Genomic DNA, 25190 nt, shown 5'->3' on the forward strand with positions numbered 1-25190 from the left:
TTCGTCTGGCGCGGGCTGACAGCCCGGACCGCGCCCGGCCCTCCCCCCGAGAGGGCGCTTACGCACTCATCGAGGCTCGGGCGCGACCCGCTTGTCGGGGCCGCGAGGCACAATAAAAAGTCGGCGGAGGGCGGCGATGCGCACCTCCGCCAGTTCGGGGTTGATCGTCAGTAGGCCTTGCCACGCGCCGATACCGGCCACAGGGTCTCGACCTTGCCGCCGCGCACGCCGACGTACCAGTCGTGCACATTGGCGGTGGGGTCACAGTGGCCCGGCACCAGCTTCAGCTTTTCGCCGACCTTGAGCACGCCGTCGGGGTCGGCAACCACGCCATGCTCGTCGGAGCATTTGACGTATTCCACATCCGTGCGGCCAAAGATGAACGGCAACCCGCTGTCCACCGATTGCGCCTTGAGGCCAGCGTCAACAATCGCCTTGTCGGATTTTGCGTGGCTCATCACCTGGGTCAGGATGAAGAACGCGTTCTCCCATTCGCCCTGGTCGATGCGGTTGCCGTCCTTGTCGAGGATACGGCCATAATCTGCGTCCATGAAGGCGTAGGAGCCGCACTGCAACTCGTTGAAAACACCGGAGTTGCTCTCGAAGTAGTAAGAGCCGGTGCCACCGCCGGAGACCAGCTCTGGCTCCAGATCCGCAGCTTTCAGCGCCTCGATGGCCTCGGTCACCTGCGCGATGGCGATGTCGAGTTTCTCCTTGCGGCCCTCATAGCTGTCAATGTGCTGCATGGCGCCCTGATAGGCCTGGATGCCGGTGAACTTCAGGCCGTCGGCGGCGTCGATAGCTTGCGCGATTTTTACAACCGCCTCGGATGTGGTCACACCGCAGCGCCCGGCGCCGCAGTCGATCTCGACAAAGCACTCGATCTGGGTGCCGTGCTTGGTCGCGCCGGCGGAAAGATCGGCGACATTGGCGATGTCATCGACACAGACGATGGTGCGCGCGCCCAGTTTCGGCAGCCGGGCGAGGCGGTCGATCTTGGCCGCGTCCCGCACCTGGTTGGAGACCAGCACGTCCTTGATGCCGCCGCGGGCAAAGACTTCGGCTTCGGAGACTTTCTGACAGCAGACGCCAACCGCGCCGCCCAGGGTTTCCTGCAGCTTGGCCACATCCACCGATTTGTGCATCTTGCCGTGCACGCGGTGACGCATGCCATGCGCCTTGGCATAGTCGCCCATCTTCTTGATGTTGCGCTCCAGCGCGTCCAGATCCAGCACAAGGCATGGGGTCTGGATATCGGCTTCGTCCATGCCGGGCAGGGCAGGGACGTCGTAGCCAACTTCGAGATTGTCGAAATTCACGGGTGCATTCATTTTGGTCACTCCCTTAGTGGGTTTCACAGGGTCCAGGGCAGTTTGTCGAGGTCGACATTGCCGCCGGTGATGATGATGCCGACGCGCTTGCCTTTGAACGCATCGGGGTTTTTCAGGATGGTGGCGAGGGGCACAGCCGATGAAGGCTCCATCACCACGCGCAGGTGCTTCCAGATCAGCTTCATCGCGTCGATGATCTCGGGATCGGAGGCGGTGAAGATGTCGGATACGTGGCTCGACACAAAATGCCAGGTCAGATCCTTCAGCGGCACCAGCAGCCCGTCGGCGATGGTCTTGGGCGCGTCATCGGCGATGATGTAGCCCGCCTTGAAGCTGCGGTAGGCGTCATCGGCCTGCTCGGGCTCCGCCGCGATGATCTTGGTCTCGGGCGCCAGCGTCGACAGGGTCAGGCAGGTGCCAGAGATCATGCCACCGCCGCCGATCGGGGCCACCACAAGGTCAAGACCGTCGGTCTGTTCCACGAATTCCTTGGCGCAGGTGCCCTGGCCCGCGATCACACGCGGGTCATTGTAGGGATGCACAAAATCGCCGCCGGTCTCGGCCTGCACGCGGGCAAAGGTCTCCTCGCGCGACGAGGTGGAGGGATCGCATTCGGTGATCTTGCCACCATAGCGGCGCACAGTGTCCTTCTTGGCTTGCGGCGCGGTGCGCGGCATCACCACGTTGCAGGGAATGCCGCGCAGCATCGCCGCATAGGACAGGCAGGAGGCATGGTTGCCGCTCGAATGCGTCGCCACGCCCTTGGCCGCCTGCGCTTCGTCCAGGCCGAAGACCGCGTTGCTGGCTCCGCGCACCTTGAAGGCGCCCGGCTCCTGAAAGTTCTCGCATTTGAAGAACAGCTCCGCGCCGGTCAGCTCGTTCAGGTAGGCCGAGGTGCGGACTGGCGTGCGGCGGATGTGCGGGGCAATCCGCTCATGCGCCGCCAGCATGTCCTCATAGGTGGGGATATACATCGCGCTGTCCTTCATCAGGCGGCGTCCTGCTGCGCTGAGGTCGCGTTGCCGCGATAATAATCTTGCGCTGCTGCAACGCCGGAGCCGAGTTGGATATCAAGGCCAAGGTCGACCATGCACATCTCGGCGGTGGCTATCCCGGAGAGTGCCATCACATCGGTCAGGCTGCCGAGGTGGCCGATGCGGAACACTTTGCCTGCGACCTCGCCCAGACCCACACCAAAGGCGACGCCGTATTTGTCGGCGGCATGGGTCACGATATCGGTGGCGTTGAACCCTTCGGGCGTGCGGATGGCGCTGACGGTGTCGGAGTAGACCTCCGGCGACGCGGCGCAGAGCTCCAGCCCCCAGGCGCCCACGGCGGCACGCACCCCTTCGGCGATGCGGTGGTGGCGGGTAAAGACGTTCTCCAGTCCCTCAGCCAGCAACATCTTGCAGGATTCATTGAGCCCGTTCATCAGACCCACGGCAGGCGTGTAGGGATAGGCGTTGTTGGCATAGCCCTTGGCCATGTCATGCACGTCAAAGAAGGTGCGCGGCAGCTGGGCGGTCTTGGTCGCCTCCATCGCCTTGGGGCTGAAGCCGACGATGGCGAGGCCCGCGCTCAGCATAAAGCCCTTTTGCGAGCCGGTGACCGCCACGTCGACGCCCCACTCGTCCATGCGGAAATCCATTGATGCAATGGAGCTGACGCCATCAACAAACAGCAGCGCCGGGTGGCCAGCGGCATCCAACGCGCGGCGCACCGCGGCAATGTCGGATTTCACGCCCGTGGCAGTCTCGTTGTGGGTGGCCAGAACCGCCTTGATCTTGTGGCCCTTGTCGGCGCTCAGGATCTCCTCGTAGCGGTCGGCGGGCAGGCCCGCGCCCCAAGGGGTCTCGACGATCTGCACATCAAGCCCGTGGCGCTGGCACATGTCGATCCAGCGGTGGCTGAACATGCCGTTGCGCGCCGCAAGCACGGTATCGCCTGCCGAGAGCGTGTTGCTCAGCGCGGTTTCCCAGCCGCCGGTGCCGGAGGAGGGGAAGATGAAAACTTCGGCGGAGGTGCTTTTCAGAACCTTGCGCACACCTTCGCGGGCCGGATGCAGGATCTGCCCGAACAGCGGCGAGCGGTGATCGATCGTCGGCATGTCGCAGGCTTTGCGCAGGCTCTCGGGGATGTTGGTCGGACCCGGGATGAATACGGGGTTTTGAAAGCTCATGGAATGTCTCCTTCCGTCTGAAATTCAGCATAGGCAGGGGAGGCACCGAGCGAAATTTTTTTGAAATCGTTTTTCGAAAATGGAAGTGGTCAGAAATATCGTTCCTTGTCAGGTGTTTGAGTTTTTCATATCGTGAATTCGAATTTCGCGCAAAACCGGAGGGATCTGATGGATTCGCAAGAAACTGGCCCCAAGACCACCCGACGGGCCCGGGGGCGGCCCCGGGACTGGCACGACAAGACGGCGCAGAACACCATCAAATCACTCGACCGGGCGATGGAGGTCTTCGAGTTCCTGAGCGAGGCGCAGGGCAAGCCCCTGACGTCGATCGCCGAGGACATGGGCCAGTCGCCCGCCACCGTCTACCGCATCCTGGTGACGCTGGAGGGGCGCGGGCTGGTGGAGTTCGACACCGAGGAACAGCTCTGGCACATCGGCGCGCAGGCCTTCGTGATCGGCGCGCGGTTTCTGCGCCGCACCAGCCTGGTGGACCGGGCCCGTCCGATCCTGCGCAGGCTGATGGAGGTGACCGGCGAAACCGCCAACCTCGGCATCGAGAAAGAGGGCCATGTGCTGTTTGTCAGCCAGGTGGAAACCCACGCCAGCATCCGCGCCTTCTTCCCGCCCGGCAGCCTGTCGCAAATGCATGCCTCCGGTATCGGCAAGGCCCTGCTGGCGCAGATGGAGGCAAGTCGGTTGGATCGCTTGCTGGCGGCGACCCGGCTGGAGGTCTTTACCGACCACACCATCACCGACGGCGACGCGCTGAAACAGGATCTGGCAGCGATCCGCACGCAGGGCTTTGCGGTCGACAATGAGGAAAAGAACGCCGGCATGCGCTGTATCGCGGCGCCGGTGTTCGACATGAACCGCGAGGCGGTTGCCGGGATTTCGGTCTCAGGCCCCACCAGCCGCATCAGCGAGCAGGAGATTGCAGAGCTGAGCCGCCCGGTGATCGAGGCCGCTGAACAGTTGACGCAGGCTATCGGCGGGGTCGCGCCTGTCGCACACAAAGGCGGTGACGCCTAGGAAAAGAGCAGGTCAGCATCACACCTTGAGCAGTGATGGACCAAGACCGGAGCGCGATGGCACTGGACTCTTGGGCGTTCGATACAAATAGTTAAAAGCGTTAACCTAGTTTCGGAGATTATATGGCCCGTTCTGACCCGCATCTGACTGCTGCAGAAACAAAGGGGCTCCGTGCTGCGCGGGAGCTTGAGGGCCATGTGAAGTGGTTGGAGTCCTTCACGCCCGCGGCGCTCGGTGTGCTCGCGGTGGCGTCTGGGATCTATACCTATCTTGGTGTCAGCTCTCTGCTGGAGGACACCGGCGCCATGAGCTTTTTTGCGGCGGTAGCCTATTCGGTCGCGGTGTCTGTCGGGATCTTTGTGTTCTGGAGCTACATGATGCGGTTGCTGCCCGCGATGCGGACAGCGTCCGGGCTGGTTGGTTTGGTCCTGTCCACGATCATCGGATCGTTTGCGATCATTGCCATGTCGAGCTGGTTGAACGCGGCGGCGCTGGCCGGGTCGGCCGCAGTGGAACAGCATCTGGAAAACACCGTGCGTGACTATCAGGGCGGATTGGAACGCGCCCATGAAATCGCACTGTCGGGGCAGGCGCTGGGCCGCGAGGTCGAGCGTGCCCGGCAAACGTTTGAGGCGCTGGCGGATCAGGAACGCTCGGGTGATCTCTCCGGTGCGGCGGGCGAGGGGGCGGTGTTTCGTGTCCTCACCCAAAAAACAGAGGAACTGTCGAACCTCGAACAGCAAATCGCCGCGCAATCCCCTCTGATCACGGCCGCGTTCGAGGAAGGAAACCGGATTCTTGGGCGGATGCGCGAATTGACCGTGGCTCCGGGACCGGTTGATCAGCGTTCGGTCCTGTTTGCTGAGGAAAGCGTGCGGCTTGCCGGGGTGATCGCGAGTTTGAACCAGTATTCGGTGGCCACGCTCGTGACACGGGCGGCACAGGATCTGCCTGCCTCTGTGGTCCTGCCGGAACTGGATGGGCGAAATTCCGACGTGCGCGCGGCTCAGTCCTCTACGATTGCGTCGGTGTTGAGTGCTCTGGATCAGCGCAGTCAGACCCTGAAGCGGGCGGCGGATGAGGTGCTGGCGCTCGAACCACCCGCCGAGACGGTTTATAACCCGATCTCCAGCGCCGATGCGGTGATCCGGTATGCGGGTAATTTCGTCCCCTCGTGGGCCGGGGCGATTGCCATTGATCTGTTGCCGGCCATTCTTGTCTTTGTATTGGCGATCACGCAGGCGGCAATTCGCAGTGGGCGTGATGGGATCAGTGTCGAGGAGACGCTCACACTGTCGGACCTGAAGGCAGCCCTCAATGCGATGCGCGACGTGGAGACCACGATGGCAGCTGCAGACGCCGATCTCGACCGCCGATCAGATCCGGGGCGATCAGCGCCGCTGGCGCCCAGCTCTGACAAGGCCGCGGAGTAGCGCATGTCTTCACGCGGTCAGTGGTTCGCCGATATCACGCTTGCGCGCAGTCTGCGATATGCGCTGTTGGGGCAATGCGCCATCGCCGCAGCGGTCCTGGCCACCGATTTGCTGGGGCAGTGGCCAACGGGCGGGGCAAGCCGCCGGGATCTGCCGCAGGGGCCGGTTTCGCCCGGGGACCAGTGGCGGGAGTATGATCCGGCCACCGTGTCGCCAAGCTATGTGCGGCGCGACCCTGCGCCAGGTGTGGAGACGCCGGCAAACATGCCCTCGAGGTTGAACTTCAGTGTGATGGAGGCGGAGGATCTGGGGTCTTTGCTTCTTGTGACCGGTCAAATTTCCGAAGGGGATGCAGAGCAGTTTCAAACCTATCTCGACAGTATGGACGAGGTTCCGGCGGGCGTCGCCCTGAACAGTCCCGGCGGCGTGGTGCAAGAGGCATTGGCGCTGGGCCGCGCCATACGGCGAATGGAGATGGAAACCGCAGTTCTGCCGGGTACTATATGCCTGTCGAGCTGCCCTTATCTGCTGGCGGGCGGCATCGCGCGCCGCGTGTCGAGTGCCGCCTCAGTCGGGATGCATCAGCATTATTATAATACTCCCGGCTACCTGCCTGCCTTTCTCGCTGTAGAGGAAATCCAGCATGGTCAGGGCCGCACCATGGAGTATCTGATCGAGATGGGAGTGGACCCCGGCGTGATGGTGCATTCCCTGAATACCCCACCCGAGGAAATCTATGTGCTGCTCGATCAGGAATTGAGCGACACGAGACTGGCGACCGAGATCCTTGATTAAGGTGCGGGGTCACTCCGGATGATCGCTGCGGTTCAGCTCCTCTTGGAGTGGCACGTGCGAGTTCAAGAAATTCCCCACCACGGACAGCGCCGGAATGTGGTCACACATCGATTTGAAGCAGACCAGCAGCGGCACCGCCATCAGCGCCCCGGCAATTCCCCACATCCAGGCCCAGAAGACCACAGCAGAAAACACCGCGACGGCATTCAGGTTCAGCCGTCGTCCGAGAAAGACGGGTGTTACGAACTGTCCCTCGATCATGTTGGCCAACAGATAGGCCAGCGGTGGCAGCAGCGCGTAGGGCAGCGAGGAGAAGGTGACCAGCGCCATGGCAGCGCAGAGCGCGATGCCGGTCAGCGCACCGATATAGGGCAAGAAGTTGAACAGGAAGGCGATCGCACCCCAGAGCGCAGGTTGCGGCATGCCCAAGGCCCACATGCTGAGGCCAACCGTAACCCCCAGCCCGGCATTGATGAGGGTGATCGACAGCAGGTAGCGCGAGATCCGTTGCTCGATGCTGTAGACAATCCGCAGGGCACGGGTCTTTTCCGTGAGATTGGGAAAGCTCTCGACGATTTTCACGTAGAAAATATCGTTGGAGGCCAGAAGGAACAGCGCCAGGACCAGCGCGACCAGGGCGGTGGTGGCAAGCGTCACCATGTCGAGCGCGGTCGACGTGACGATACCGGGCTGGTCGATCGCCACTTTCAGAACGTCATTATCCTTGGCGGCCTCTGCGATGTCCTCAACCCGCTCAGAGGCTTCACGTACCGTTTCCAATGAGGCCGAGATGTCCCGAAGCCGGTTCTCGAGCTCCAGCCGTACCTGTGGGGCCTGATCAATCCATTCGGAGACCGGGCCGCTCAGCAGGTAGAGACCTCCGGCTGTTGTCAGCGCCACCGCCAGGATCAGGCAGACGGCGGAGACAATTGGCGGCACTCCGTATCGGGCCACGCCTCGTGTCAGCGGGCTAAGCGTAAGGGCAATCAGCATGCCCAAGGCAAATGGCAGAACCACATCCTTCGCAAAGAACAGAAGCGCTGCCGCCACGATTGCCACTATCACGCCGAGGAAGTTCCGGATGACGACGACATTTTGCCGGATCGTCCTGCGGTCCCGACCGGGCGAGCTCTGATCTGACATTGCCGCAGTGCCGGGTGTATCAATTGCACGATCTGAGGTCACGTCCTGCGATGCCGGGGAAACGGTCATATGGGTCTGCCTTTTTGCTGATACATGTACAACGCCCGGCTTTGAATGTGGTTCCCAATAAAGCTGACGCAGGGGCACGGGTCTTGCCTGGCCAACCTGTCCTCAAGACGCTCTTCGATAGAGAATTTCCGGGGATGGAAACACGCCCTCTTCCGCCAAAATTCCGTCGTACATTAAAAGGCTTGTGGTTGCGTGCAGCGGTGGGCAACCCTCGCGAAAATTCGCAAGGTTCGAAAAAATATAGGAACTTTTCCCCGGTGCATCCGTTGTTTGGCCGAGAGCGACGATACGAGCTTCAACTGAACAAGGATAGTACTGATGAAAAATCTTCTGATTTCTACCGCACTTCTTACCGCCACTTCCACCATGGCATTTGCCGATGAACAAAAGTTCATGACCGAAGCAGATCCGATGGCGATTCAAGCGTCCGACTTCATCGGGCAAAACATCTACAGCACTGAATCTGGTGTCGAGAACACCAGCTCGAATGGTGTTCAGGACGGCTGGGAAAACATCGGTGAGGTGCATGACATCGTGCTGACCCGCGATGGCAAGATCCAGTCGGTACTGGTCGATATTGGTGGTTTTCTGGGTATCGGCGAGCGTCAAATCGCTGTCGACATGAACGCCCTGAAGCTGGTCTCTGACAGCGCCACCGAGCAAGATGACGCAGATTACTTCCTGGTGATGCAGGCGAATGTATCGGAGTTTGAGGATGCACCAGCCTACGAGCACACTGCTGCGAATGACCTGACCAACAGCGTTGAGCAGGCGGCGGAGAACACCGCAGCGGCGGCCAAGGATACGGCTGCTGACGTAAAGGCTTCTGCAGAGACGGCGGCTGCCGAACTTGGCGACGCGGCGGAGAATACGTCCGAGGACGTGCAGCAGATGGCTGATGAGGCCACCGACGGTGACATGGCACGCGAACCGATGATGCGCGAAGGCTATGCCCAGCTGGACAGCAACGATCTGACGACAGAGATGCTGACTGGTGCGCGCACCTATGACACCAAGGATGAGTGGATCGGCGAAGTGTCTGAACTGGTTCTGAACGACAAGGGCGAGCTGACCCACGCAATCGTGGACGTTGGTGGTTTCCTTGGGATTGGTGAAAAGCCGGTGAAACTTGACCTGAACAAGCTTGATATCCTGCATGAAACCGACGGTAACGACGTTCGCGTTTACCTGCCGATGACCGAGGACAAGCTGAAGTCGATGGAAGCCTACGAGGGCTGATGCGCGACACGACTGTTAAAGAGTATTGATGTCAGTTCTGTCATCTGAAGTTTACCAAGGCCCGCCTGTCACAGGCGGGCCTTCTGTCGCGTGCGTGATCGGTGCCTGTGGACTGGCCGCGGCTTCTGCCAACAGCCACAGGACCATCGTCTCGACCTCCGGTCGCCGGCTGTTGCGCGCCGTGGGCAGCACCAGGTAATGCCCTTGCCGGGCGGGCAGGGACAAATCCGTCGCACGCACCAGTTTTCCACTGTCCAGATAGGGTTGCGCGAGAGTTTCCGCGACCAGAGCGGTCCCGAGTTGCCTGCTAGCCAGCTCCAGTGCGATCAGCGACTGATCTACCTTGAGCGATGGGGCCGTGATCGGAGTTGTCACCTCGTGTGAGGCGAAAAAATGCTGCCACGTATCGACCACTCCCGCCAACTCGATCAAGGGACCTTCCGCCAGCTCCTGTAAGGTGCCATCCGTCAGCCGTTCAGGGGCGCAAACCGCGATGATGGCATCATGCATGAGCGGCACGACCTCGCCGTCCACCCAGGTGCCGTCCCCAAATCGTATGTCGATATCAATTTCCTCACCTGCGGCCATTTTAGACCAAGACGCTGAAAGAACGCGCAACCGGCTGTCCGGATGGCGACGTCGATAGGCGTCGAGACGGGGCACCAGCCACAACAGGTTGAGCGAACTCAGGCAGCGCAGACATACCTCGTCTCCAGCGGTTTTACCGAACAGGTTGGAGGTGGTGGCATCCAGATCTGCAAAGGCCCTGGTGACGATCGGCAAATAGGCTTGGCCAAGCCGGGTGAGAGTCAGCACACGGTGCTCACGGTGGAACAGTTGATGCCCGAGTTGCGCCTCCAGCCCCCGCACCTGATAGCTGACGGCCGAGGGCGTCAGTCCAAGCTCTTTGGCAGCGAGTGTGAAATTTCCGAGCCGAGCACTCGCATCAAACGCGCGCAGCCAGGGGAGGGGAGGCAGATCGTCATACATGCGCGGATCATAGATGTGCTGCGAAAATTTTTAAGGGTGTGGCGAATTATTTTTCGTTTTGGATTTGCATGTCTGCTTTGTAACGACTTTGCGACAGGGCAGTGAACGGGTGGCTCGAACGTTGGCGACATTTGACTACATCATCATCGGCGCGGGATCGGCGGGCTGCGTGCTGGCGGAGCGATTGAGCGCATCGGGACGGCACAAGATACTGATACTCGAAGCTGGCGGGCGCGGGCGCTCGCCCTGGATTGCGCTGCCGTTGGGCTATGGCAAGACGTTTTTTGATCCGTCGGTGAACTGGAAATACGAGAGCGAGTCCGAAGCTGCGCTTGGCGGGCGCAAAAGCTACTGGCCACGCGGCAAGGGCGTCGGCGGCTCCGGCGCGATCAACGCCTTGGTCTACGCCCGTGGATTGCCGCGCGACTTTGATGATTGGGAGGCTGCGGGCGCCACAGGCTGGAACTGGAACACCGTCCGTGAAACCTATGATCAGATGGAAACCCGCATCGGCTCATCCGGCGCCCGAACCGGGGATGGGCCGATGGCCGTGCAGGATGTGTCCGACCAAATTCACCCGGCCACCCGCCATTTCTTTGACGCGGCTCAGGAGATAGGGCTGCCGCGCAGTTCCGATATCAATGGCGAGGCATGTGAGGGGGCCGCAGCCTACCAAATCAACACCAGCGGTGGCCGCAGAATGCATTCTGCCCGTGCCTATCTCGCGCCAGCATTGAAACGACCAAATGTGACGCTCATGACCGGGGCGTTGGTCAAGCGGATCGAGTTTGATGGCAAGCGGGCTGCATCGGTGCGGCTGCAGCACAAGGGGCGAAACCTCAGCCTGCGCGCCGGACGGGAAATCATCCTTGCAGCCGGTGCAGTCAGTTCGCCTTGCGTGTTGCAGCGCTCCGGGGTGGGGCCTGCGCAGGACCTGCAGGCGCATGGCATCACACCGCTGCTGGATGCGCCCCATGTCGGTGGCAATCTCCAGGACCACCTGGGCATCAACTACTACTTTCGTGCGACCGAGCCGACGTTGAACACTCTGTTGCGTCCATTGCATGGCAAGCTACGTGCGGCACTGCAATATGTGCTGACCCGGCGCGGCCCGCTGTCGTTGTCTGTAAACCAATGCGGCGGTTATTTTCGATCCTCGCCCAATATGAGCGCCCCGGATCAACAGCTTTATTTCAACCCCGTCACCTATACCACCACGCCAAACGGCAAGCGGACGGTGGTGCAACCGGATCCCTTTCCGGGGTTCATTCTCGGCTTTCAGCCGGCGCGTCCCACCAGCCGCGGGCGTATCGACATTAGCGCCGCTGATCCGTCCGCGCCGCCGCGTATCTGTCCGAACTCTCTGGCGACCGAGGAGGATCAGGCGCAGGTCATTGCAGGGGGGCTGCTGTGTCAGCGACTGGCGCAGACCTCCGCCCTGACGCGCCTGATAGAGGGGCCGATGGCGCCTGATCTGCGGTGTTTGACGCCGGAACAGATCCTCGCCGATTTTCGCGAGCGGTGCGGAACCGTCTTTCATCCGACCGGCACCTGTCGAATGGGACCGGACGCGAGACACTCCGTTGTTTCGCCACGCCTGAAGGTGCATGGAGTGGCGGGGCTGCGGGTGGTCGATGCCTCGGTGTTTCCGAACCTGACTTCGGGCAATACCAATGCCCCCACCATGATGCTGGCCCATCGCGCCGCTGATCTGATCCTGGAGGACGCATGAGTACGCCATATTCCACATCCGGTGCTGTACCGGTTACAACTGCGCGTGGCACAGATGACACCGGCCCTCGCATTGCCAAGGTGGAAACATTCTGCACCCCGTTGATCGGTTTTGTCCGGGTGACGGCAGAGGATGGAACGACAGGCTGGGGGCAGGTCTCCACCTACAACAGTGACCTGACCTGCGAGATTCTGCACCGTCAGGTGGCCCCTTGGGCGCTGGGTCGCGGAATGGATGCACTGGAAGAGGTCATCGCCGAGATCCCGATGCGCGAGCACAAATTTCCCGGCACCTATCTGCGCCGTGCCATGGCGGGGCTGGATACAGCAGTCTGGGATTGGCGCGGAAAAGTGGCGGGCAAGCCTGTGGCGGAATTGCTCGGCGGCTCTGCCGGTCCGGTGCGCGCCTATGCCTCGTCGATGCGTCGCGACATCACGCCTGAAGACGAGGCGGACCGGATGCAACGACTGCGGGACCAGCACGGGTTCGATGCTTTCAAAGTGCGCGTCGGCGCCGAATGTGGTCAGGATCGCGATGAATGGGAGGGACGGACCGAGGCCATCATTCCGGCCCTCCGAAAGGCCATGGGGCCGGATACCGCGCTGTTGGTGGATGGAAACTCGGGCTTCAGCCCCTCCCGTGCGATTGAAGTGGGCCGGATGTTGGAGGCCAGCGGCTATGAACACTTTGAGGAGCCCTGTCCCTATTGGGACCAGGAACAGACCGCCGAGGTTACCCGCACGTTAAAGATCGACGTCGCGGGCGGCGAGCAGGACTGCGACATGCAGCACTGGAAACGGATGATCGAAAATCGGGTGGTCGATATCATCCAACCAGACATTTTGTATCTGGGCGGCATGGTGCGCAGTATGGATGTGGCGCGTATGGGGCAAGCGGCAGGGCTGCCCTGCACGCCCCACGCGGCGAATCTGTCGCTGGTGACGCTGTTCACCATGCATCTGATGCGGGCCGTGCCGAACCCCGGGCGCTATCTCGAATGTTCGATCGAAGGCGACGATTACTACCCGTGGCAGCGCGGCTTGTTTCGCAACGACCCCTTCACGATTTCCGAGGGTCAGGCCCGTGTCAGCGACTTGCCGGGCTGGGGTGTCGAGATCTGTCCCGAATGGTTGTCCAAATCCGCCTACAAATGTAGCGAGACAGACCAACTGTGAGAGCCACAACGAAGCAGCGAGAGGCCATCAGAGATGGCCTGCGCTCTAACGGGTCGGGCTCGTGCCCGCTCAGGTGGTTGGCTGCGGGCGGATGAACCCATTGATCGGGTAGACGCTGCCATAGGCGCCGGGATTGCTTTCAAGGCGGACGCGGGACCAGTCATTGTTCTCCGAGACGTCGATCACTGACATCCCGAGCGAGACTTTGTTGCGGCGCCAATTGGCGTGATCCACGCGCAACATGCGATCATCCACAAGCTCTGAAACCACGGCCACATGGCCCAACGGCATGGACGGAGTGGCACTGAACGCCATGACCGCGCCGATGGTCGGGGTATTGCCGACCTCAAACTCACCCTGGGCCTGACGCCACCATGTCCGGGCATTGCCGCGAATTTCGACGCCGGAGAGATTGCGCGCAAATGGTACGCACCACACGCGCGCGCCACGGGATTGCAGGCTCTCGGCCTCCCGCATGGCAAAGGCCAGGCGGTTCGGATCAATTGCGCCTTCATCACGTCCAGGAGCCTCGCCGCAGGCTGTTAGGCCCAGCGTTGCAATGAGAAGAAGTCCACTGACAAGCGGGTTCGGGCGGAAGATACGGATGAGGTTCTGCACGGTACTCTCTGGCATTTTTTTATGGTCGTGAGGCGCCGTAACATTCTGTCAAAAAGCCGTGTGTGCCAAGATGTCTAATACTCACAAGCGAGAATCTGCCGATTTCTCCGAGGTCATGGAACATTTTTCGAAGTTGCGAAATGCGAGCGCGCTCACGTTCAGCCAAGCAATAAATGCGAGTAGCGATCAAAGCGGCGATCAAGAACGAACTATGAGACAGCCTAGTGTTGAGAAACCAGCCTGTCGATCACGGAAATATCGTCTGTCGTCAGAGGTTTGCTGAAATAGCCGCGCACCGGGGCAAAGGTCTCGGCACGACTGCGGTCTTGAGGATCCATAGAGGTGGTCACCATGATCACGATCTGGTTCTCGAGCTCCGTTTTCGCTGCTTCCAGAAACTCAAATCCATCCATTCGCGGCATGTTGATGTCGAGTAGAATTACATCCACCGGCTGTCGCGTCGGGGATTTCAGGTATTCCAGCGCTTCGGTTGCGTATTGAAACGGCAATAGATCGATTTCGGCGTTGGTTTTTTTCAATATCCGTCGATACGCCAGTTGATCAAAGCGGTCGTCATCAACCGTCATCACCCGATTGAGTGCCATTGTCGCGCTCCCTTTCGTTTATCCATAGTCTCACGATAAAGGAGCTTCCTCCCTGGTCGTTCGAGACAACTTGAATATCTCCGGCGTGGTATCCGGCGATACGTTGGCAAAGCGTTAGTCCAATTCCGGAGCCAGAGTATTCGTCGTAGGTGTGTAGCCGTTGAAACAGCGAGAAGATCCTTGTCCGATAGGCTTCGGGTATGCCGATTCCGGTGTCGCTGACTGTAATCTCAGCCGCGCAATTCCGCGGCTTCGGCGCCGCGGAGACGGCGATGCGGCAGGGGCGTCCCGGGTCGCGGAACTTTATCGCGTTGGAGAGTAGATTCTGGAGCAGGCTGCGCAGTTGTGACGGCATGCCCCGCACATCCGGAAGCGGGGAGATGTCGATTTCTGCTTTTCCATCCGTGATTTCCTGGCGCAAGTCATCGCGAACGTCGCGGCACAGCTTGTCGAGCGACACAGTCTCGAATTCCGCCTCCTGACCCACGAGCCTGGCATATTGCAAGATGCCAGTGATCATCCGGGACATGCGCGAAGCGGTCGCCTGGGCGGCATCAATGAGTTCGAGGCATTCGGAATCCAGGTGCTCCTGATGATCAACTGAAATGATGTCCAATAACATCGCGATGGTATTGATCGGAGATTTCAGATCGTGGGAGATGGCGTAGGTGAACTGCGCCTGTTCCTGATTGGCTTGCTGCAATTGGCTGTTGAGGCGCTCTGACCTCTCCAAACCAGCTTGGAGTTCGCGGGTACGTGCCTTGACCTGCTGATCCAAACTGTCGCGCTGCCGAGCCAGTTCATAGGTCACATCGCGCAGCTCCTGTTCTGCGCGCTTGCGTTCCAGTACCTCTGCTGTCAGTTGGGCGACGCTTTCGCCATAGCCACGCAGCGCCATGTCGTAGACCGAAATAGCCTCGAGATAGAACTCCTCGGTCCGTTTGGTTTCAGGCGAGGGGGACGGCGAACCGTTGCACAGCGTCTGCGCTGCTTGGAAATGGAGTTCGCCCAATTGCCCGATCGAAATCGAGCTCTGCAAAGCCTGTCTGGCGCAGTCATAGGCCCGCGACAGGTTCTCCTCATTCCCATCGCGCACATAGGTTGCGAGGGCTGTCGCATAGCTTTGAGCAAAGGACCGGGTCGCGTCGGCGCTGGTGTTGCTGTCGTGGTCAATCATGGCGCGGCCACCACCTTGAGGCCAAGAACCAACCTGTCATCAGTGGGGCGCCCGTGATGCTTGAGGATGCCCGAGGTGATATCAGAGAGCGGATGGGTGGCGTCGAGATCAGAGCGGTAGTTGCGACTGATGCCATCTGTGGCCAGAATGATCACATCATCGACCCGCAGTGGAGCGCTGGTCAGGCGAATGCCATCGTAGATAAGTCCGAGCGTTCCGCTTTTCTGAATCAAGCTTCCGGAAATCCTGCCGTTGCGGACGAGGACGCCATCGATGTCTCCGACTGCGCTCCAGCTCAACATCATCTGTTCGAGATCTATTTGGGCACCAGCCAGCGCCACGCCCCGGATACCACGCAGGGCTGCATGCACCTGATCGAACGCGACCTCCATATCATATCCACCCGCTTCTCGAAGATGCGCCAATGTCGTGTCGGCAGCAGCATTGGCTTCGGCTCCGCTGCCCATTCCATCGACGACGTAAATCCGAATATGCGCCCCGTCACGCAACAGCATGTAGCCATCGCCGCTGCTGTCGGCGAACTTGGAGCTCTCTGACATGCTCCATGACAGCGCGTGGCGCGCGCCAGGTGGGGCGATGAGGTGTTGGGTCATCGCAGTTGCCATTTCACGGCGATGATCGTAACCCCTTCGCCGGGGGGGGAGCGAATGTCGAACTCGTCCATAATTCTGCGAGTGCCGGGTAGGCCCAGACCAAGGCTGTTGCCGGTGGAAAACCCGTCACACAGCGCGCGCTCCAGATCTGCGATTCCCGGGCCATGGTCGCGGGCGATGATACGGATGCCCTGCCTGTCTCCCTGCTGCAGGGCGGTCAGTTCAATTTCGCCATGATCGGCGTAAACGACGATGTTGCGTGCCAGTTCTGAAATCGCGGTTGCGACAAGCGCCTGGTCCGGGCGGTTGAACCCGAGGTCCTCGGCCAATGCGCGCCCCATCTGGCGGGCGGAGATGACGTCGGCATCGCGCCGAATGGCCTGAACCATGGCATCGAGCGGAGCCGGAACCTGCATGTCAGGTTTCCCCGATCAGAGCGAGGCCATGGTCGAGATCAAGCGCGGTCGGGATGTCCTTGAGTGTGAGGCCAAGCAATACCATGGATATTGCCACGTCCGGCTGAATGCCGACGATAATCATTTTGGCGCCGCGCAGCTTTACCGAGTGGGCGATTTCGATCAGGGTCTTGGTGCCAAAGCTGTCGAGAATGCCGATGGCACTGACGTCGACGATCACCGCATTGGCGCGGTAGCGGATCACATCCTCGAGTATGCGGCTCTGCAGGTTCAGAATATCGCTGTCGCAGAGGTCTTCCTGGATCGAGGCAATCAGCGCAGAGCCTTGCCTCAGGATCGGAACCGTCACGGTCATCGGTTCACTCCCCCAGCAGGTGTTCTGCCAGTTCTATGCCGCGTTGCAGGTCGCCGGCGGTGCTGAGGGCTTCGGCGGTGACGCCAACCTTGACCAGAGATTGTGCCACCTCTGCGGAGAGGCCGGTAAGAACGGGTTGCGCCCCCATCAAGCGCGCGGCGGCCATGGTCTGGATCAGATGGTTGGCGACGGCGCTGTCGACTGCTGCGACGCCGGTAATATCCAGCACCACGGCGCGTGCGCGATGCTCTTGGATGCCTTCCAGCAATTGTATCGTCAGAGCGCGGGCGCGATAGCTGTCCAATGTGCCAACCACGGGGATGAGCAGCAATCCGGGGCGCAATTGCAGAACCGGGGTTGGCAGCTCGCTCAGCTCCCTTTCGCGCGCCTTTATGGCCTCTTCTCGTGTGTCGGCATAAGTTTCCAGCGCCAAAGCCATGTCGAAATGGGCAATCTTGAACAGCGACAAGACCATGCTGAACGCCTTGGCAGGATCATCCTCCATGCGATCAAGGACGACATTCGCGAGCTTGTTCAGGTAGAACGCATAGGCGCCGATATAAAGGGTCGGTGTCACGCCGGTGCGTTCATGAATGCTCCCGATCCGGCGGCGATCCGCGATATAGCTGCTGTCCAGGTCGGCGTTGATCAGCTCTCGAAAGTAGCGCATCTGGCCTTTCTTGACCTGAGCGATATGCGCATCGTCGCGGAAATGCCGTGAAGCCGTCTCATCCGCCAGCAAATGTGTATAGAACGCCTCGATGATGCGCTCTCCCACATCGTCTGCGATGTCGCCCAGTTCCGAGGTTAGGGCGCGATCATGATCCGACAGATCGAACCATCGCATCGCGTCCACAAGGTCCTGATCGAACTCTGGCTTGCCCTCGGAATCGGAGAGCGACGATGAAATTACTTCACGCACGCGGACACCCTTTGACCACACCCTGCAGCAAACGCGGGGCAACACTAACGCATCAAGCCTACTCAGGGTTGTTTAACAGGCTGTTAAGTGACCCATTCTGAGGAGCGGTGCGTTCGGGTCTGGAGGCGTATGTTTGGCGTCGCAGGACGACAGGAACAGGCTCGCCTCCCTGCTGTCTGCGCCATTGATGCGCACTTGGCATGGGAAATCAGGCATCGTGCAGTCCGGAAGTCGGCAGACAAATTCCGAAGCGCGGTGGTTTCCGCATCACGGTCAGTAGCGAGGAGCGTCAGGACATGTTACGGGAACGTAAACGGTCCGATATGCGAGGCAGGTCAGGGACTGCTGCGCCGATATCTGGATTGACCGTCCCAAGACAAAGGAAAAAACAATGAACATGATCGGGACCTTCATCAAACCCATGCATCCGGAAGGGCGCAAGTTTGTCGCGATCTTCGCCGCTGTGACGGTAGGGTTGTTCCTGCTGACCCCCATTCTTGGATGGGTCGGTGTCGGCCTGACCGTCTGGTGCTACTACTTTTTCCGTGACCCGGAACGGGTGACGCCGCAGCGACCGGGGCTGGTCGTCTCTCCGGCGGATGGCATCGTTTCGCTGATCGAGCCGGCTGTACCTCCGGCCGAACTGGGGCTGCCAGATACGCCACTGACACGAGTCAGCGTATTCATGAGCGTGTTCAACTGTCACATCAACCGTGCGCCGGTGGCTGGTGAGGTCACGGCAGTTGCATATCGGCCGGGTAAGTTTCTGAATGCATCTCTGGACAAAGCCAGTGTCGACAACGAGCGGAACGGACTTGCGATCCGTATGGCTGACGGTCGTGATCTTGCGGTGGTGCAGATCGCGGGGCTGGTCGCGCGGCGGATTGTCTGTTTCGTAAAACCCGGGGCTGTGCTTTCCGGGGGCGAGCGCTTTGGTCTGATCCGTTTCGGGTCACGTCTTGATGTCTACCTGCCCGAAGGAGTGTCGCCGCTCGTGGCGATTGGTCAGACCATGGTTGCCGGCGAAACCGTGTTGGCCGATTTGTCGGAAGTCCCGGATGTGGGCAATGCCCAGGCGATCAGTGATGCCTGAAGACACCGAGAATACATCTACACATCTGACCATCGTCCAGCTGATTCCCAACATGCTGACGATCGCGGCGATCTGTGCTGGCCTGTCAGCCATTCGCTTCGGCGTCGAAGGAAATTACGTGCTGGCCGTACAGTTGATCCTCGCGGCCTGTGTGCTGGACGGTTTGGACGGGCGGTTGGCCCGCCTGCTGAACAGCGACAGCAAGATGGGCGCAGAGCTCGATTCTCTGGCGGATTTCTTGAACTTCGGGGTCGCCCCGGTACTGGTCATTTATTTCTGGGCGCTTCAGGATTTGCGTGGCGTGGCGTGGATCACCGTGTTGATCTTTGCGACCTGCTGCGTGGTCAGGCTTGCGCGCTTCAACGTTGCGGCCAAGGCTGACAGCGAAGAAGAGCGCGAAGCTGCAGGCGCCTACTTCTCCGGTATCCCGTCACCGGCGGGCGCCTTACTGGCCATGCTGCCGATGTTTCTGTCGTTTGCCTTTGCGGATGCCCGGTTGCTGCCGGATCTCGTCATCTGCCTGCATCTGATTTTGGTAGGCTGGGCGATGATCGCGCGCTTTCCGGTCTGGTCCTTCAAGACCGCACGCATTTCTCGCAACAACGTGAAGTTTTTCCTCGTGGGGTTTGCTGTACTTGGGTCGGCCGTGCTGATTTACGCTTGGATCACCCTTGTCGTTCTCTGCCTCGCTTACTTGATTGTAGTCATCTGGAGCGTTCTGTCCCACCGGATGGCTGAAGATAGAAAAGGACATTGATTTGGAAATTAAAGCCGTCGAAACGTCATATGCGCGCTGGGCACCGGTCTATGATCGGACCTTTGGTGCGCTCACTGATATTGGTCGTCGCAATGCTGTCGATTTCATCAACAAGCGCCAGGGCCATGTTCTGGAGGTGGGTGTTGGCACCGGTCTATCGCTGCCGCACTACGCGCCGGAGGTGCGGGTGACAGGCGTCGACTTCAGTGCCGAGATGCTGGCCAAGGCGCAGCAAAAGGTAAAGCGACTGAACCTTGAAAGCCGGATCAATCTGGAACGGATGGATGCGCGCGCGCTGACGTTCGCGGATGCGACGTTTGACACGGTGGCCGCCATGCATGTGCTGTCGGTGGTGCCCGAGCCGGAAAAGGTGATGTCCGAGATTGCTCGTGTTCTGAAACCCGGCGGCAAGGTCGTGATTACCAACCATTTTGCCCGGACCACCGGCGTTATGGCTGGCGTCGAGAAGGTTGCGGCGCCCTTGGCCAACCTGATCGGCTGGCATTCAGATTTTCGGATCGAGACGGTTTTGCAGGAGCCATCGCTGCACCCTGCCGATCAGCGCAAATTACCGCCGCTTGGACTGATGACATTCCTTGTCTTGCAAAAGAATGCCGGCATGAGCTGAAAAGCTGGTCGACCAGCTCTGGTAGGGAAGGTGGGGCGCAGAGATTTCTCTGGCGCCCCTTTTTTAGCGAGACGGTCGAAAGGGGGGCGTGGATGCAGTCGTCGTTGGGCAACCGCATGGGGCTGATCAACAGTGCGAGTCTGCTCGACGGCCCTTAGCCGTTCTCTGCGTCTTCGGTGGCTTTGGCAACGGGGCGGGCGCGGCCTGTATCTTTCAGGCGGGCCTTGCGCAGTTTTTCTGTTTTTTCGCGGCGCTCTTCGGCCTCGTCATCCATGATTTCACGGGCTGCGCGCGAGGTTTTTTCAAGCGCGGTTTCGCGCCGGGGTTGCTGGCCTGCCTTGTCGAGCTCTTCTTGGGTGATCTTGGTCATCGGGACGCGCTCCTACTTTGCGGGCGCATCTTCCGATTCGAGAGATGCGCGGCGTGCGTAAATTGCGCTCGGATCGGCGCAGATTTTGCGCGCCACACCTCCAAGCCGGGTGAACCTCTCACCCAGCCGTCTATTCAAGATCAAAGCGACTGTACATCCCCGTCTTGCCGCGCGCGAAAACCGGCGGCCCGTGCCGCAGACAGAAAGGCCGCGCGGGCGTCTCTCACGGACACCATGCAGACCATCGCGGCCTCGACCTGCTCCAGGGCACTGTCGCGGGTCGTGTCGGACAGAGGCCATGCATGCTGAAGGCAATACTGGGCTTCTTCGATTGTGGTGACTTTGCGTTGGGTGCCTGCAGTGGATGACTCCAAGGTCATCGGGCTACCCCAATAAATTTCCATCATGTGGATTTTCCATTCTTTTTTATTATAGTCTGTCGCCGCTGCTGGGCCGGCGTACAAAAAAAGAGCACCCCCGAAAGGATGCTCTCGTTTTCTCGTGAAGCCGAAAGAGGCTCAGGCGAGTGCCAGGTTGCTGGCGGACTCGCGGCCATCACGGCCAGCTTCGATGTCGAAGGTCACGGCTTGACCGTCGTCAAGGTGATGAATGCCAGCGCGCTCCAGAGCGGAAATGTGGACGAAGATGTCCTTGGATCCGGATTCCGGTGCGATGAAGCCAAAACCTTTTTGAGAATTGAACCATTTCACGGTGCCATTAGCCATCGTGTTGTCTCCTATAGAAATACCATCCGCAACATGCGATGGCCTGGCCTAAGTGTCTCGTCTGAACAACTGGGCCGTAAGGAAACAGTAGATCGTAAGAAGCAGCTTTGCCCATCTTGAATGCGCTTCTTTCACTTGAATAGCAAGCGTTATATTTTTGAAATCGAGAATAACGCGAAAGACCGCTCGGTGGTTACCCCGCCAGCAATCGCAACCCTTGGGTGACATCAGAGCGCAGGGCGAGGCGCAGGCCGGGCTCGTCACCAGCCTTGAGCGCCGCAATGATGAGCTTGTGGTTGTGGGGGGCTTCTGTGCGTCCGAGGCGACCATAAAGCGCCCGCATGGTGGGGCCGAGCTGCAGCCAGACGGTTTCCGCCATGGCCAGCATGGCGGGTGCTTGTGCGCGCAAATAGAGTGTCCGGTGGAATTCGAGATTGGTTCTAATGTAGCCCACCGCATCGCGTTTGGAGATGGTCTCAGCCACCGTGCCGTTGATGGTCTGCAGCCTGTCGATCAGCGCCATATGAGCGCGGGGCAGGGCGCGAGAGGCCAATTCGACTTCGATCAGCGCCCGCAGTGCCGCCAGTTCCTCGATTCGGTCATTTGAAAGCTCCGGAGTCGAAACCCGTCCCGAGGATGACAAAAACAATGCTCCTTCCGCAACGAGGCGACGCACAGCTTCGCGCGCGGGCGTCATCGAGACGCCGTATTCCTTGCCGATGCCACGTAGTGTCAGGGCCGCGCCGGGTAAGATCGCCCCATGCATGATGCGGGTGCGGAGCGCCCGGTAGACGCGATCATGGGCCGAGCCCGTATTTTCGGCAGTGGGGCGGTTCCCCGTGAGCAGCTTGTCCATGACGACTTATGTGATCACAAAGCGTCGGAAGATCAATCGTTTTCGATTTGCCCGTCAAAACGATATCGATGCAGGGCGTTGCCCTCGGCCTGCAACCAGAGACGCGGGGCCGCGTAATCCCCATAGAGTCTCTCGACGACGTTCCAGAACGCGCGGGAGTGGTTCATTTCCTCCAAGTGCGCCACCTCATGCGCCGCAACGTAGTGAAGCACTTCGGTCGGGGCGAGGATCAGTCGCCAAGAGTACATCAATCCACCAGCCGATGAACATGACCCCCAGCGTGACCGGGTGTCGCGCAGCGTAAGGCTCGTATATGTTTGCCCCAAACGGCCGGCATAGGCGTCCGATGCTGATGCCAGCCTGTCCCGGGCCAGTTCCCGCAGATAGCGTTCCAGGCGCCGCACTGGTGCCGGGCCGGGGACGCGCAATCCGCCCTCCTCGCGCAGAACCCTGCGACCGGTCCCCGTGCGCACTTCCAGGATATCGCCGTCAACGGGGAGGCGGGTGCCGGGGGCGACAATGATCTGCTCTGGTTGCTTCGCGAGGTGGGTGCGAATCCAGTCTTCTTTCTCAAGCACGAAGGCGCGCCCTTCGCGTTCCGAGACCCGCTTCGGCAACGTCAGTGTCACCCGGCCATCCAGCGACGAGATCCTGAGCGACAATCGCCGCGCGCGCGCCGAGCGACGCAGTGTGACACGGACCTCCGGATCTCCGGGCAGGCTCAGTTCTGACATGGTTTCCCCACTTCGGATGCAAGGCTGCAAAGGCTTTGACAGGGTCAGCCGCTTATGGCAAGGCACCTGAATCGTCTCACCGACTCACGCTATTTTTTGAAGGGGATCCACATGCCCAAGGAAGAATGGGGTACGAAACGCGTCTGCCCGACCACCGGCAAGCGCTTTTACGACCTGAACAAGAACCCGATCGTCAGCCCCTACACAGGCGATGTCGTCGCGGTTGACACCAGCAAAAGCCGCATGATCGAAGCTGATGCCGAGGACGCTGCAAGCGTAAAGGCGAAGCAAAAGACCGATGCTGACGGCGCGGTTCTGGAAGATGATGATGACGCCGTGGACATGGATCTCGGCGATGACGTTCTGGAAGATGACGAAGAGGATGATGTATCCCTCGACGAAATCGCAGACGTGGCGTCCGAGGATGACGACACCTGAAAACGTCTGCAGCGTTTCCGTGTACCCGATGGGGGTGCACGGGCGCTGGTTTTTGGGTTGAGGGGGCGACCGAGAGGCGCAAATGGCCATGTTGAAAAAACTGATGTTTCTGCTTCATTTTCCACTTGCAGCCCGCCGCCGCCTCCCTTAAATCACCACACACCGAACGGAGCGTTGCTCAAGACGGTGGTAAGGGGCCTTAGCTCAGCTGGGAGAGCGCCTGCATGGCATGCAGGAGGTCAGCGGTTCGATCCCGCTAGGCTCCACCATTGCTAATCGATGTAACACACCAGATAATTTACGGCTTCTGGCCATCTGAACATCATAAGATAGCTCGCCTTTCTGCTGTGAGCATCTGCCTCTCCGGCGTATATAGGATTTCTGTTACTTCGAAAATCTACGTTGCGTCGATACATGGCCGTAGCGGATTGAGCGCGTTGCAGCATGTCTAGATAGCAAACCGGAGGATGGGCTTCTCTCGTTTGCCTGCCATCTCGTTGCCCTCCTGAAAACGGGATACCTCTATCCCAAAAGGTGGACTACTTCAGTGGGGGCACTCCACAAGCGCTCGCACAATCTCGGCGATCCGGCCTGCAGGCGTCGACGTGTACAGCTTTATGGTCACTGACCTGGCGACAACTTCAATCGGACCAGGCTGGCGTGCGGTCCTATCAAACGGCGGCGCAAACTAGGTATCACGCAGCACCAGTGCGGCAAACTCGGCCTCTGCCGACGGCGCGGGCAAAACAAGACGGCCCTCCCGGCCAAACGTCGCCACTCCGAAATATGGTTCGCACGCACGGCAGACTTCGCGGCAACATCGTTCACCGTCGCGCCCGGCAGAAACGTCTCCGCCACCGCCCGCGCCTTCACTGCATCCGGCCAAAGCCTACGACCGGCTTGTGATATCCTGAGCTACCCCCCGAAAATCGGACACTGACATAAGCTACGAATTGCAGTTTGCTGATCTTCGACGAGAAGGAGATCGGAGATGTCGAAACGCAAGCAGCACGCGCCCGAGTTCAAGGCGAAGGTCGCGCTGGAAGCCCTGAAGGGTGAGGAGACCGCGGCCGAGCTGGCGAGCCGGTTCGGGGGCATCCGACGATGATCCATCAATGGAAGCGGGCGCTCCTCGAGGGCGCATCAGGCGTGTTCGAACGCGGGGGCCGCAAGAAGCCCGAGATTGATGAGGAGCAGGTGAAGGAGCTCTACGCTAAGATCGGGGAGCTGGCGGTGGCCAACTCTTTTTTGGAAAGAAAGCTGAAGCCCTGGGGCGGGAAGTGAGGCGCGGCATGATTGAGCCTGATCACCCGCAGCTGTCTATCAGCCAGCAGTGCAAGCTGCTGTCGATCTCTCGCTCGTCGTTCTACTACACCCGGAAAGGGGAGACTGAGCATAACCTGCTCCTTATGCGTCAGATCGACGAGCAGTTCCTGGAGACCCCGTTCTTTGGTGTCCGCCAGATGACCTGGCACCTGCGCAACGACGGGCATCTGGTGAACCAGAAACGGATATGTCGGCTGATGCGCCTCATGGGGCTGATGCCGATCTACTAGAAGCCCAACACCAGCAGGCCAGCGAAAGGGTACAAGACCTATCCCTACCTGCTGAAGGGGGCTGCGGGTGGATCGTCCGAACCAGGTCTGGTGCTCGGACATCACCTAGACACGTTTGCGGTTCCATCCATAGCCTTGGACATTGCGCAGATACAAAAAGCACAGGCCAAAGCCCCAGCTACGTTTGTTGGTGGTCAGGCGTTCCAGCCAG

General features: G+C 60.0%; 30 protein-coding genes and 1 tRNA gene. 13 read left to right on the top strand and 18 right to left on the bottom strand.

Features of this window, described 5'->3' with window-relative positions:
• Positions 1–167: 167 nt before the first annotated feature.
• The 3 genes from bhcC to bhcA are packed head-to-tail and all read right to left on the bottom strand — an operon-like array spanning position 168 to position 3510.
• Positions 168–1331: a 3-hydroxy-D-aspartate aldolase BhcC gene (bhcC, locus tag R0J92_RS17185; RefSeq protein ID WP_411052516.1), complete on the bottom strand. Its 1164-nt coding sequence runs from the start codon at positions 1329–1331 to the stop codon at positions 168–170.
• 23 nt (positions 1332–1354) lie between these two features.
• A complete protein-coding gene (bhcB, locus tag R0J92_RS17190) occupies positions 1355–2320 on the bottom strand; it encodes a beta-hydroxyaspartate dehydratase BhcB (protein ID WP_411052517.1) in 966 nt (321 codons plus the stop codon).
• Positions 2320–3510: an L-aspartate--glyoxylate aminotransferase BhcA gene (bhcA, locus tag R0J92_RS17195; protein WP_411052518.1), complete on the bottom strand. Its 1191-nt coding sequence runs from the start codon at positions 3508–3510 to the stop codon at positions 2320–2322. Before bhcA ends, bhcB begins: the two co-directional genes overlap by 1 nt.
• A gap of 168 nt (positions 3511–3678) precedes the next feature.
• On the opposite strand from bhcA, the gene bhcR reads away from it, so the two are divergent.
• The 3 genes from bhcR to R0J92_RS17210 all read left to right on the top strand — a co-directional run bounded on the left by bhcR (position 3679) and on the right by R0J92_RS17210 (position 6767).
• On the top strand, positions 3679–4539 hold the full coding sequence (bhcR, locus tag R0J92_RS17200) for an HTH-type transcriptional regulator BhcR (RefSeq protein WP_317385082.1): 861 nt from the start codon (positions 3679–3681) through the stop codon (positions 4537–4539).
• 122 nt (positions 4540–4661) lie between these two features.
• A complete protein-coding gene (locus R0J92_RS17205; RefSeq protein ID WP_317385083.1) occupies positions 4662–5972 on the top strand; it encodes a hypothetical protein in 1311 nt (436 codons plus the stop codon).
• A gap of 3 nt (positions 5973–5975) precedes the next feature.
• Positions 5976–6767: a hypothetical protein gene (locus R0J92_RS17210; RefSeq protein WP_411052519.1), complete on the top strand. Its 792-nt coding sequence runs from the start codon at positions 5976–5978 to the stop codon at positions 6765–6767.
• 9 nt (positions 6768–6776) lie between these two features.
• Here the strand turns inward: R0J92_RS17210 and R0J92_RS17215 are convergent, their stop codons facing one another.
• Positions 6777–7979: an AI-2E family transporter gene (locus tag R0J92_RS17215; protein WP_411052520.1), complete on the bottom strand. Its 1203-nt coding sequence runs from the start codon at positions 7977–7979 to the stop codon at positions 6777–6779.
• A gap of 318 nt (positions 7980–8297) precedes the next feature.
• Between R0J92_RS17215 and R0J92_RS17220 the strand changes: the two genes are divergently transcribed.
• A complete protein-coding gene (locus R0J92_RS17220) occupies positions 8298–9218 on the top strand; it encodes a PRC-barrel domain-containing protein (protein ID WP_106165345.1) in 921 nt (306 codons plus the stop codon).
• Positions 9219–9269: 51 nt separating this feature from the next.
• Here R0J92_RS17220 and R0J92_RS17225 read toward each other — a convergent pair whose 3' ends face one another.
• Complete coding sequence (locus R0J92_RS17225; RefSeq protein WP_411052521.1) at positions 9270–10208, bottom strand: LysR substrate-binding domain-containing protein; 939 nt, start codon at positions 10206–10208, stop codon at positions 9270–9272.
• Between the two features lie 121 nt (positions 10209–10329).
• On the opposite strand from R0J92_RS17225, the gene R0J92_RS17230 reads away from it, so the two are divergent.
• Both R0J92_RS17230 and R0J92_RS17235 read left to right on the top strand, forming a co-directional pair.
• The gene (locus tag R0J92_RS17230; RefSeq protein WP_411052522.1) at positions 10330–11940 is read left to right on the top strand and encodes a GMC family oxidoreductase; all 1611 of its coding nucleotides are present in this window, start codon (positions 10330–10332) and stop codon (positions 11938–11940) included.
• Positions 11937–13115: a mandelate racemase/muconate lactonizing enzyme family protein gene (locus tag R0J92_RS17235; RefSeq protein WP_411052523.1), complete on the top strand. Its 1179-nt coding sequence runs from the start codon at positions 11937–11939 to the stop codon at positions 13113–13115. The genes R0J92_RS17230 and R0J92_RS17235 overlap by 4 nt, the downstream gene beginning before the upstream one ends.
• A gap of 69 nt (positions 13116–13184) precedes the next feature.
• Here R0J92_RS17235 and R0J92_RS17240 read toward each other — a convergent pair whose 3' ends face one another.
• From R0J92_RS17240 to R0J92_RS17270, 7 genes are all read right to left on the bottom strand, one after another.
• The gene (locus R0J92_RS17240; RefSeq protein WP_317385089.1) at positions 13185–13748 is read right to left on the bottom strand and encodes a CHAP domain-containing protein; all 564 of its coding nucleotides are present in this window, start codon (positions 13746–13748) and stop codon (positions 13185–13187) included.
• A 206-nt stretch (positions 13749–13954) separates the two neighbouring features.
• Entirely contained in the window at positions 13955–14338 is a 384-nt protein-coding gene (locus tag R0J92_RS17245; protein WP_411052524.1) for a response regulator, read from the bottom strand.
• Positions 14310–15515: a sensor histidine kinase gene (locus R0J92_RS17250; protein ID WP_411052525.1), complete on the bottom strand. Its 1206-nt coding sequence runs from the start codon at positions 15513–15515 to the stop codon at positions 14310–14312. Before R0J92_RS17250 ends, R0J92_RS17245 begins: the two co-directional genes overlap by 29 nt.
• Positions 15512–16129 carry a SpoIIE family protein phosphatase gene (locus tag R0J92_RS17255; protein WP_411052526.1) on the bottom strand — a complete coding sequence of 206 codons (618 nt, stop codon included), beginning with the start codon at positions 16127–16129 and terminating at the stop codon, positions 15512–15514. Before R0J92_RS17255 ends, R0J92_RS17250 begins: the two co-directional genes overlap by 4 nt.
• Positions 16126–16545, bottom strand: coding sequence for an anti-sigma regulatory factor (locus R0J92_RS17260; protein WP_317385093.1), 420 nt, complete (start codon positions 16543–16545; stop codon positions 16126–16128). The genes R0J92_RS17255 and R0J92_RS17260 overlap by 4 nt, the downstream gene beginning before the upstream one ends.
• A gap of 1 nt (position 16546) precedes the next feature.
• Complete coding sequence (locus tag R0J92_RS17265; protein WP_106165354.1) at positions 16547–16900, bottom strand: STAS domain-containing protein; 354 nt, start codon at positions 16898–16900, stop codon at positions 16547–16549.
• A gap of 4 nt (positions 16901–16904) precedes the next feature.
• Positions 16905–17822, bottom strand: coding sequence for a protoglobin domain-containing protein (locus tag R0J92_RS17270; RefSeq protein ID WP_106165370.1), 918 nt, complete (start codon positions 17820–17822; stop codon positions 16905–16907).
• A gap of 361 nt (positions 17823–18183) precedes the next feature.
• On the opposite strand from R0J92_RS17270, the gene R0J92_RS17275 reads away from it, so the two are divergent.
• The 3 genes from R0J92_RS17275 to R0J92_RS17285 are packed head-to-tail and all read left to right on the top strand — an operon-like array spanning position 18184 to position 20300.
• Complete coding sequence (locus tag R0J92_RS17275; protein ID WP_317387001.1) at positions 18184–18915, top strand: phosphatidylserine decarboxylase; 732 nt, start codon at positions 18184–18186, stop codon at positions 18913–18915.
• On the top strand, positions 18908–19672 hold the full coding sequence (locus R0J92_RS17280) for a CDP-alcohol phosphatidyltransferase family protein (protein WP_106165356.1): 765 nt from the start codon (positions 18908–18910) through the stop codon (positions 19670–19672). Before R0J92_RS17275 ends, R0J92_RS17280 begins: the two co-directional genes overlap by 8 nt.
• Position 19673: 1 nt before the next feature.
• Positions 19674–20300: a class I SAM-dependent methyltransferase gene (locus R0J92_RS17285; protein ID WP_106165357.1), complete on the top strand. Its 627-nt coding sequence runs from the start codon at positions 19674–19676 to the stop codon at positions 20298–20300.
• A gap of 154 nt (positions 20301–20454) precedes the next feature.
• On the opposite strand, the gene R0J92_RS17290 is transcribed toward R0J92_RS17285, so the two are convergent.
• The 5 genes from R0J92_RS17290 to R0J92_RS17310 form a co-directional block, all read right to left on the bottom strand.
• Positions 20455–20670 (bottom strand): hypothetical protein, encoded by a 216-nt coding sequence (locus R0J92_RS17290; protein ID WP_207796978.1) that lies wholly within the window; start codon positions 20668–20670, stop codon positions 20455–20457.
• 140 nt (positions 20671–20810) lie between these two features.
• Positions 20811–21077, bottom strand: coding sequence for a DUF982 domain-containing protein (locus R0J92_RS17295; protein ID WP_106165358.1), 267 nt, complete (start codon positions 21075–21077; stop codon positions 20811–20813).
• Positions 21078–21188: 111 nt separating this feature from the next.
• Entirely contained in the window at positions 21189–21395 is a 207-nt protein-coding gene (locus tag R0J92_RS17300) for a cold-shock protein (RefSeq protein ID WP_106165359.1), read from the bottom strand.
• Positions 21396–21588: 193 nt separating this feature from the next.
• Positions 21589–22251, bottom strand: a complete 663-nt coding sequence (locus R0J92_RS17305; protein WP_106165360.1) for a GntR family transcriptional regulator — start codon at positions 22249–22251, stop codon at positions 21589–21591.
• 32 nt (positions 22252–22283) lie between these two features.
• A complete protein-coding gene (locus R0J92_RS17310; RefSeq protein WP_411052527.1) occupies positions 22284–22985 on the bottom strand; it encodes a M48 family metallopeptidase in 702 nt (233 codons plus the stop codon).
• 111 nt (positions 22986–23096) lie between these two features.
• Between R0J92_RS17310 and R0J92_RS17315 the strand changes: the two genes are divergently transcribed.
• Together R0J92_RS17315 and R0J92_RS17320 are read left to right on the top strand one after the other, a co-directional pair.
• The gene (locus R0J92_RS17315) at positions 23097–23423 is read left to right on the top strand and encodes a TIGR02300 family protein (RefSeq protein WP_106165372.1); all 327 of its coding nucleotides are present in this window, start codon (positions 23097–23099) and stop codon (positions 23421–23423) included.
• A 193-nt stretch (positions 23424–23616) separates the two neighbouring features.
• Positions 23617–23692: transfer RNA gene (locus R0J92_RS17320), tRNA-Ala, on the top strand.
• Between the two features lie 352 nt (positions 23693–24044).
• Here the strand turns inward: R0J92_RS17320 and R0J92_RS17325 are convergent.
• Positions 24045–24332: a transposase gene (locus R0J92_RS17325; RefSeq protein WP_411052531.1), complete on the bottom strand. Its 288-nt coding sequence runs from the start codon at positions 24330–24332 to the stop codon at positions 24045–24047.
• A 195-nt stretch (positions 24333–24527) separates the two neighbouring features.
• Here R0J92_RS17325 and R0J92_RS17330 point away from each other — a divergent pair, with 195 nt between their 5' ends.
• The gene (locus tag R0J92_RS17330; protein WP_411052528.1) at positions 24528–24707 is read left to right on the top strand and encodes a hypothetical protein; all 180 of its coding nucleotides are present in this window, start codon (positions 24528–24530) and stop codon (positions 24705–24707) included.
• An 8-nt stretch (positions 24708–24715) separates the two neighbouring features.
• The gene (locus R0J92_RS17335; protein WP_411052529.1) at positions 24716–24979 is read left to right on the top strand and encodes an IS3 family transposase; all 264 of its coding nucleotides are present in this window, start codon (positions 24716–24718) and stop codon (positions 24977–24979) included.
• Positions 24980–25190 lie beyond the last annotated feature (211 nt).

This window comes from Tritonibacter sp. SIMBA_163, from assembly GCF_046535935.1.
Lineage (GTDB): Bacteria > Pseudomonadota > Alphaproteobacteria > Rhodobacterales > Rhodobacteraceae > Epibacterium > Epibacterium scottomollicae.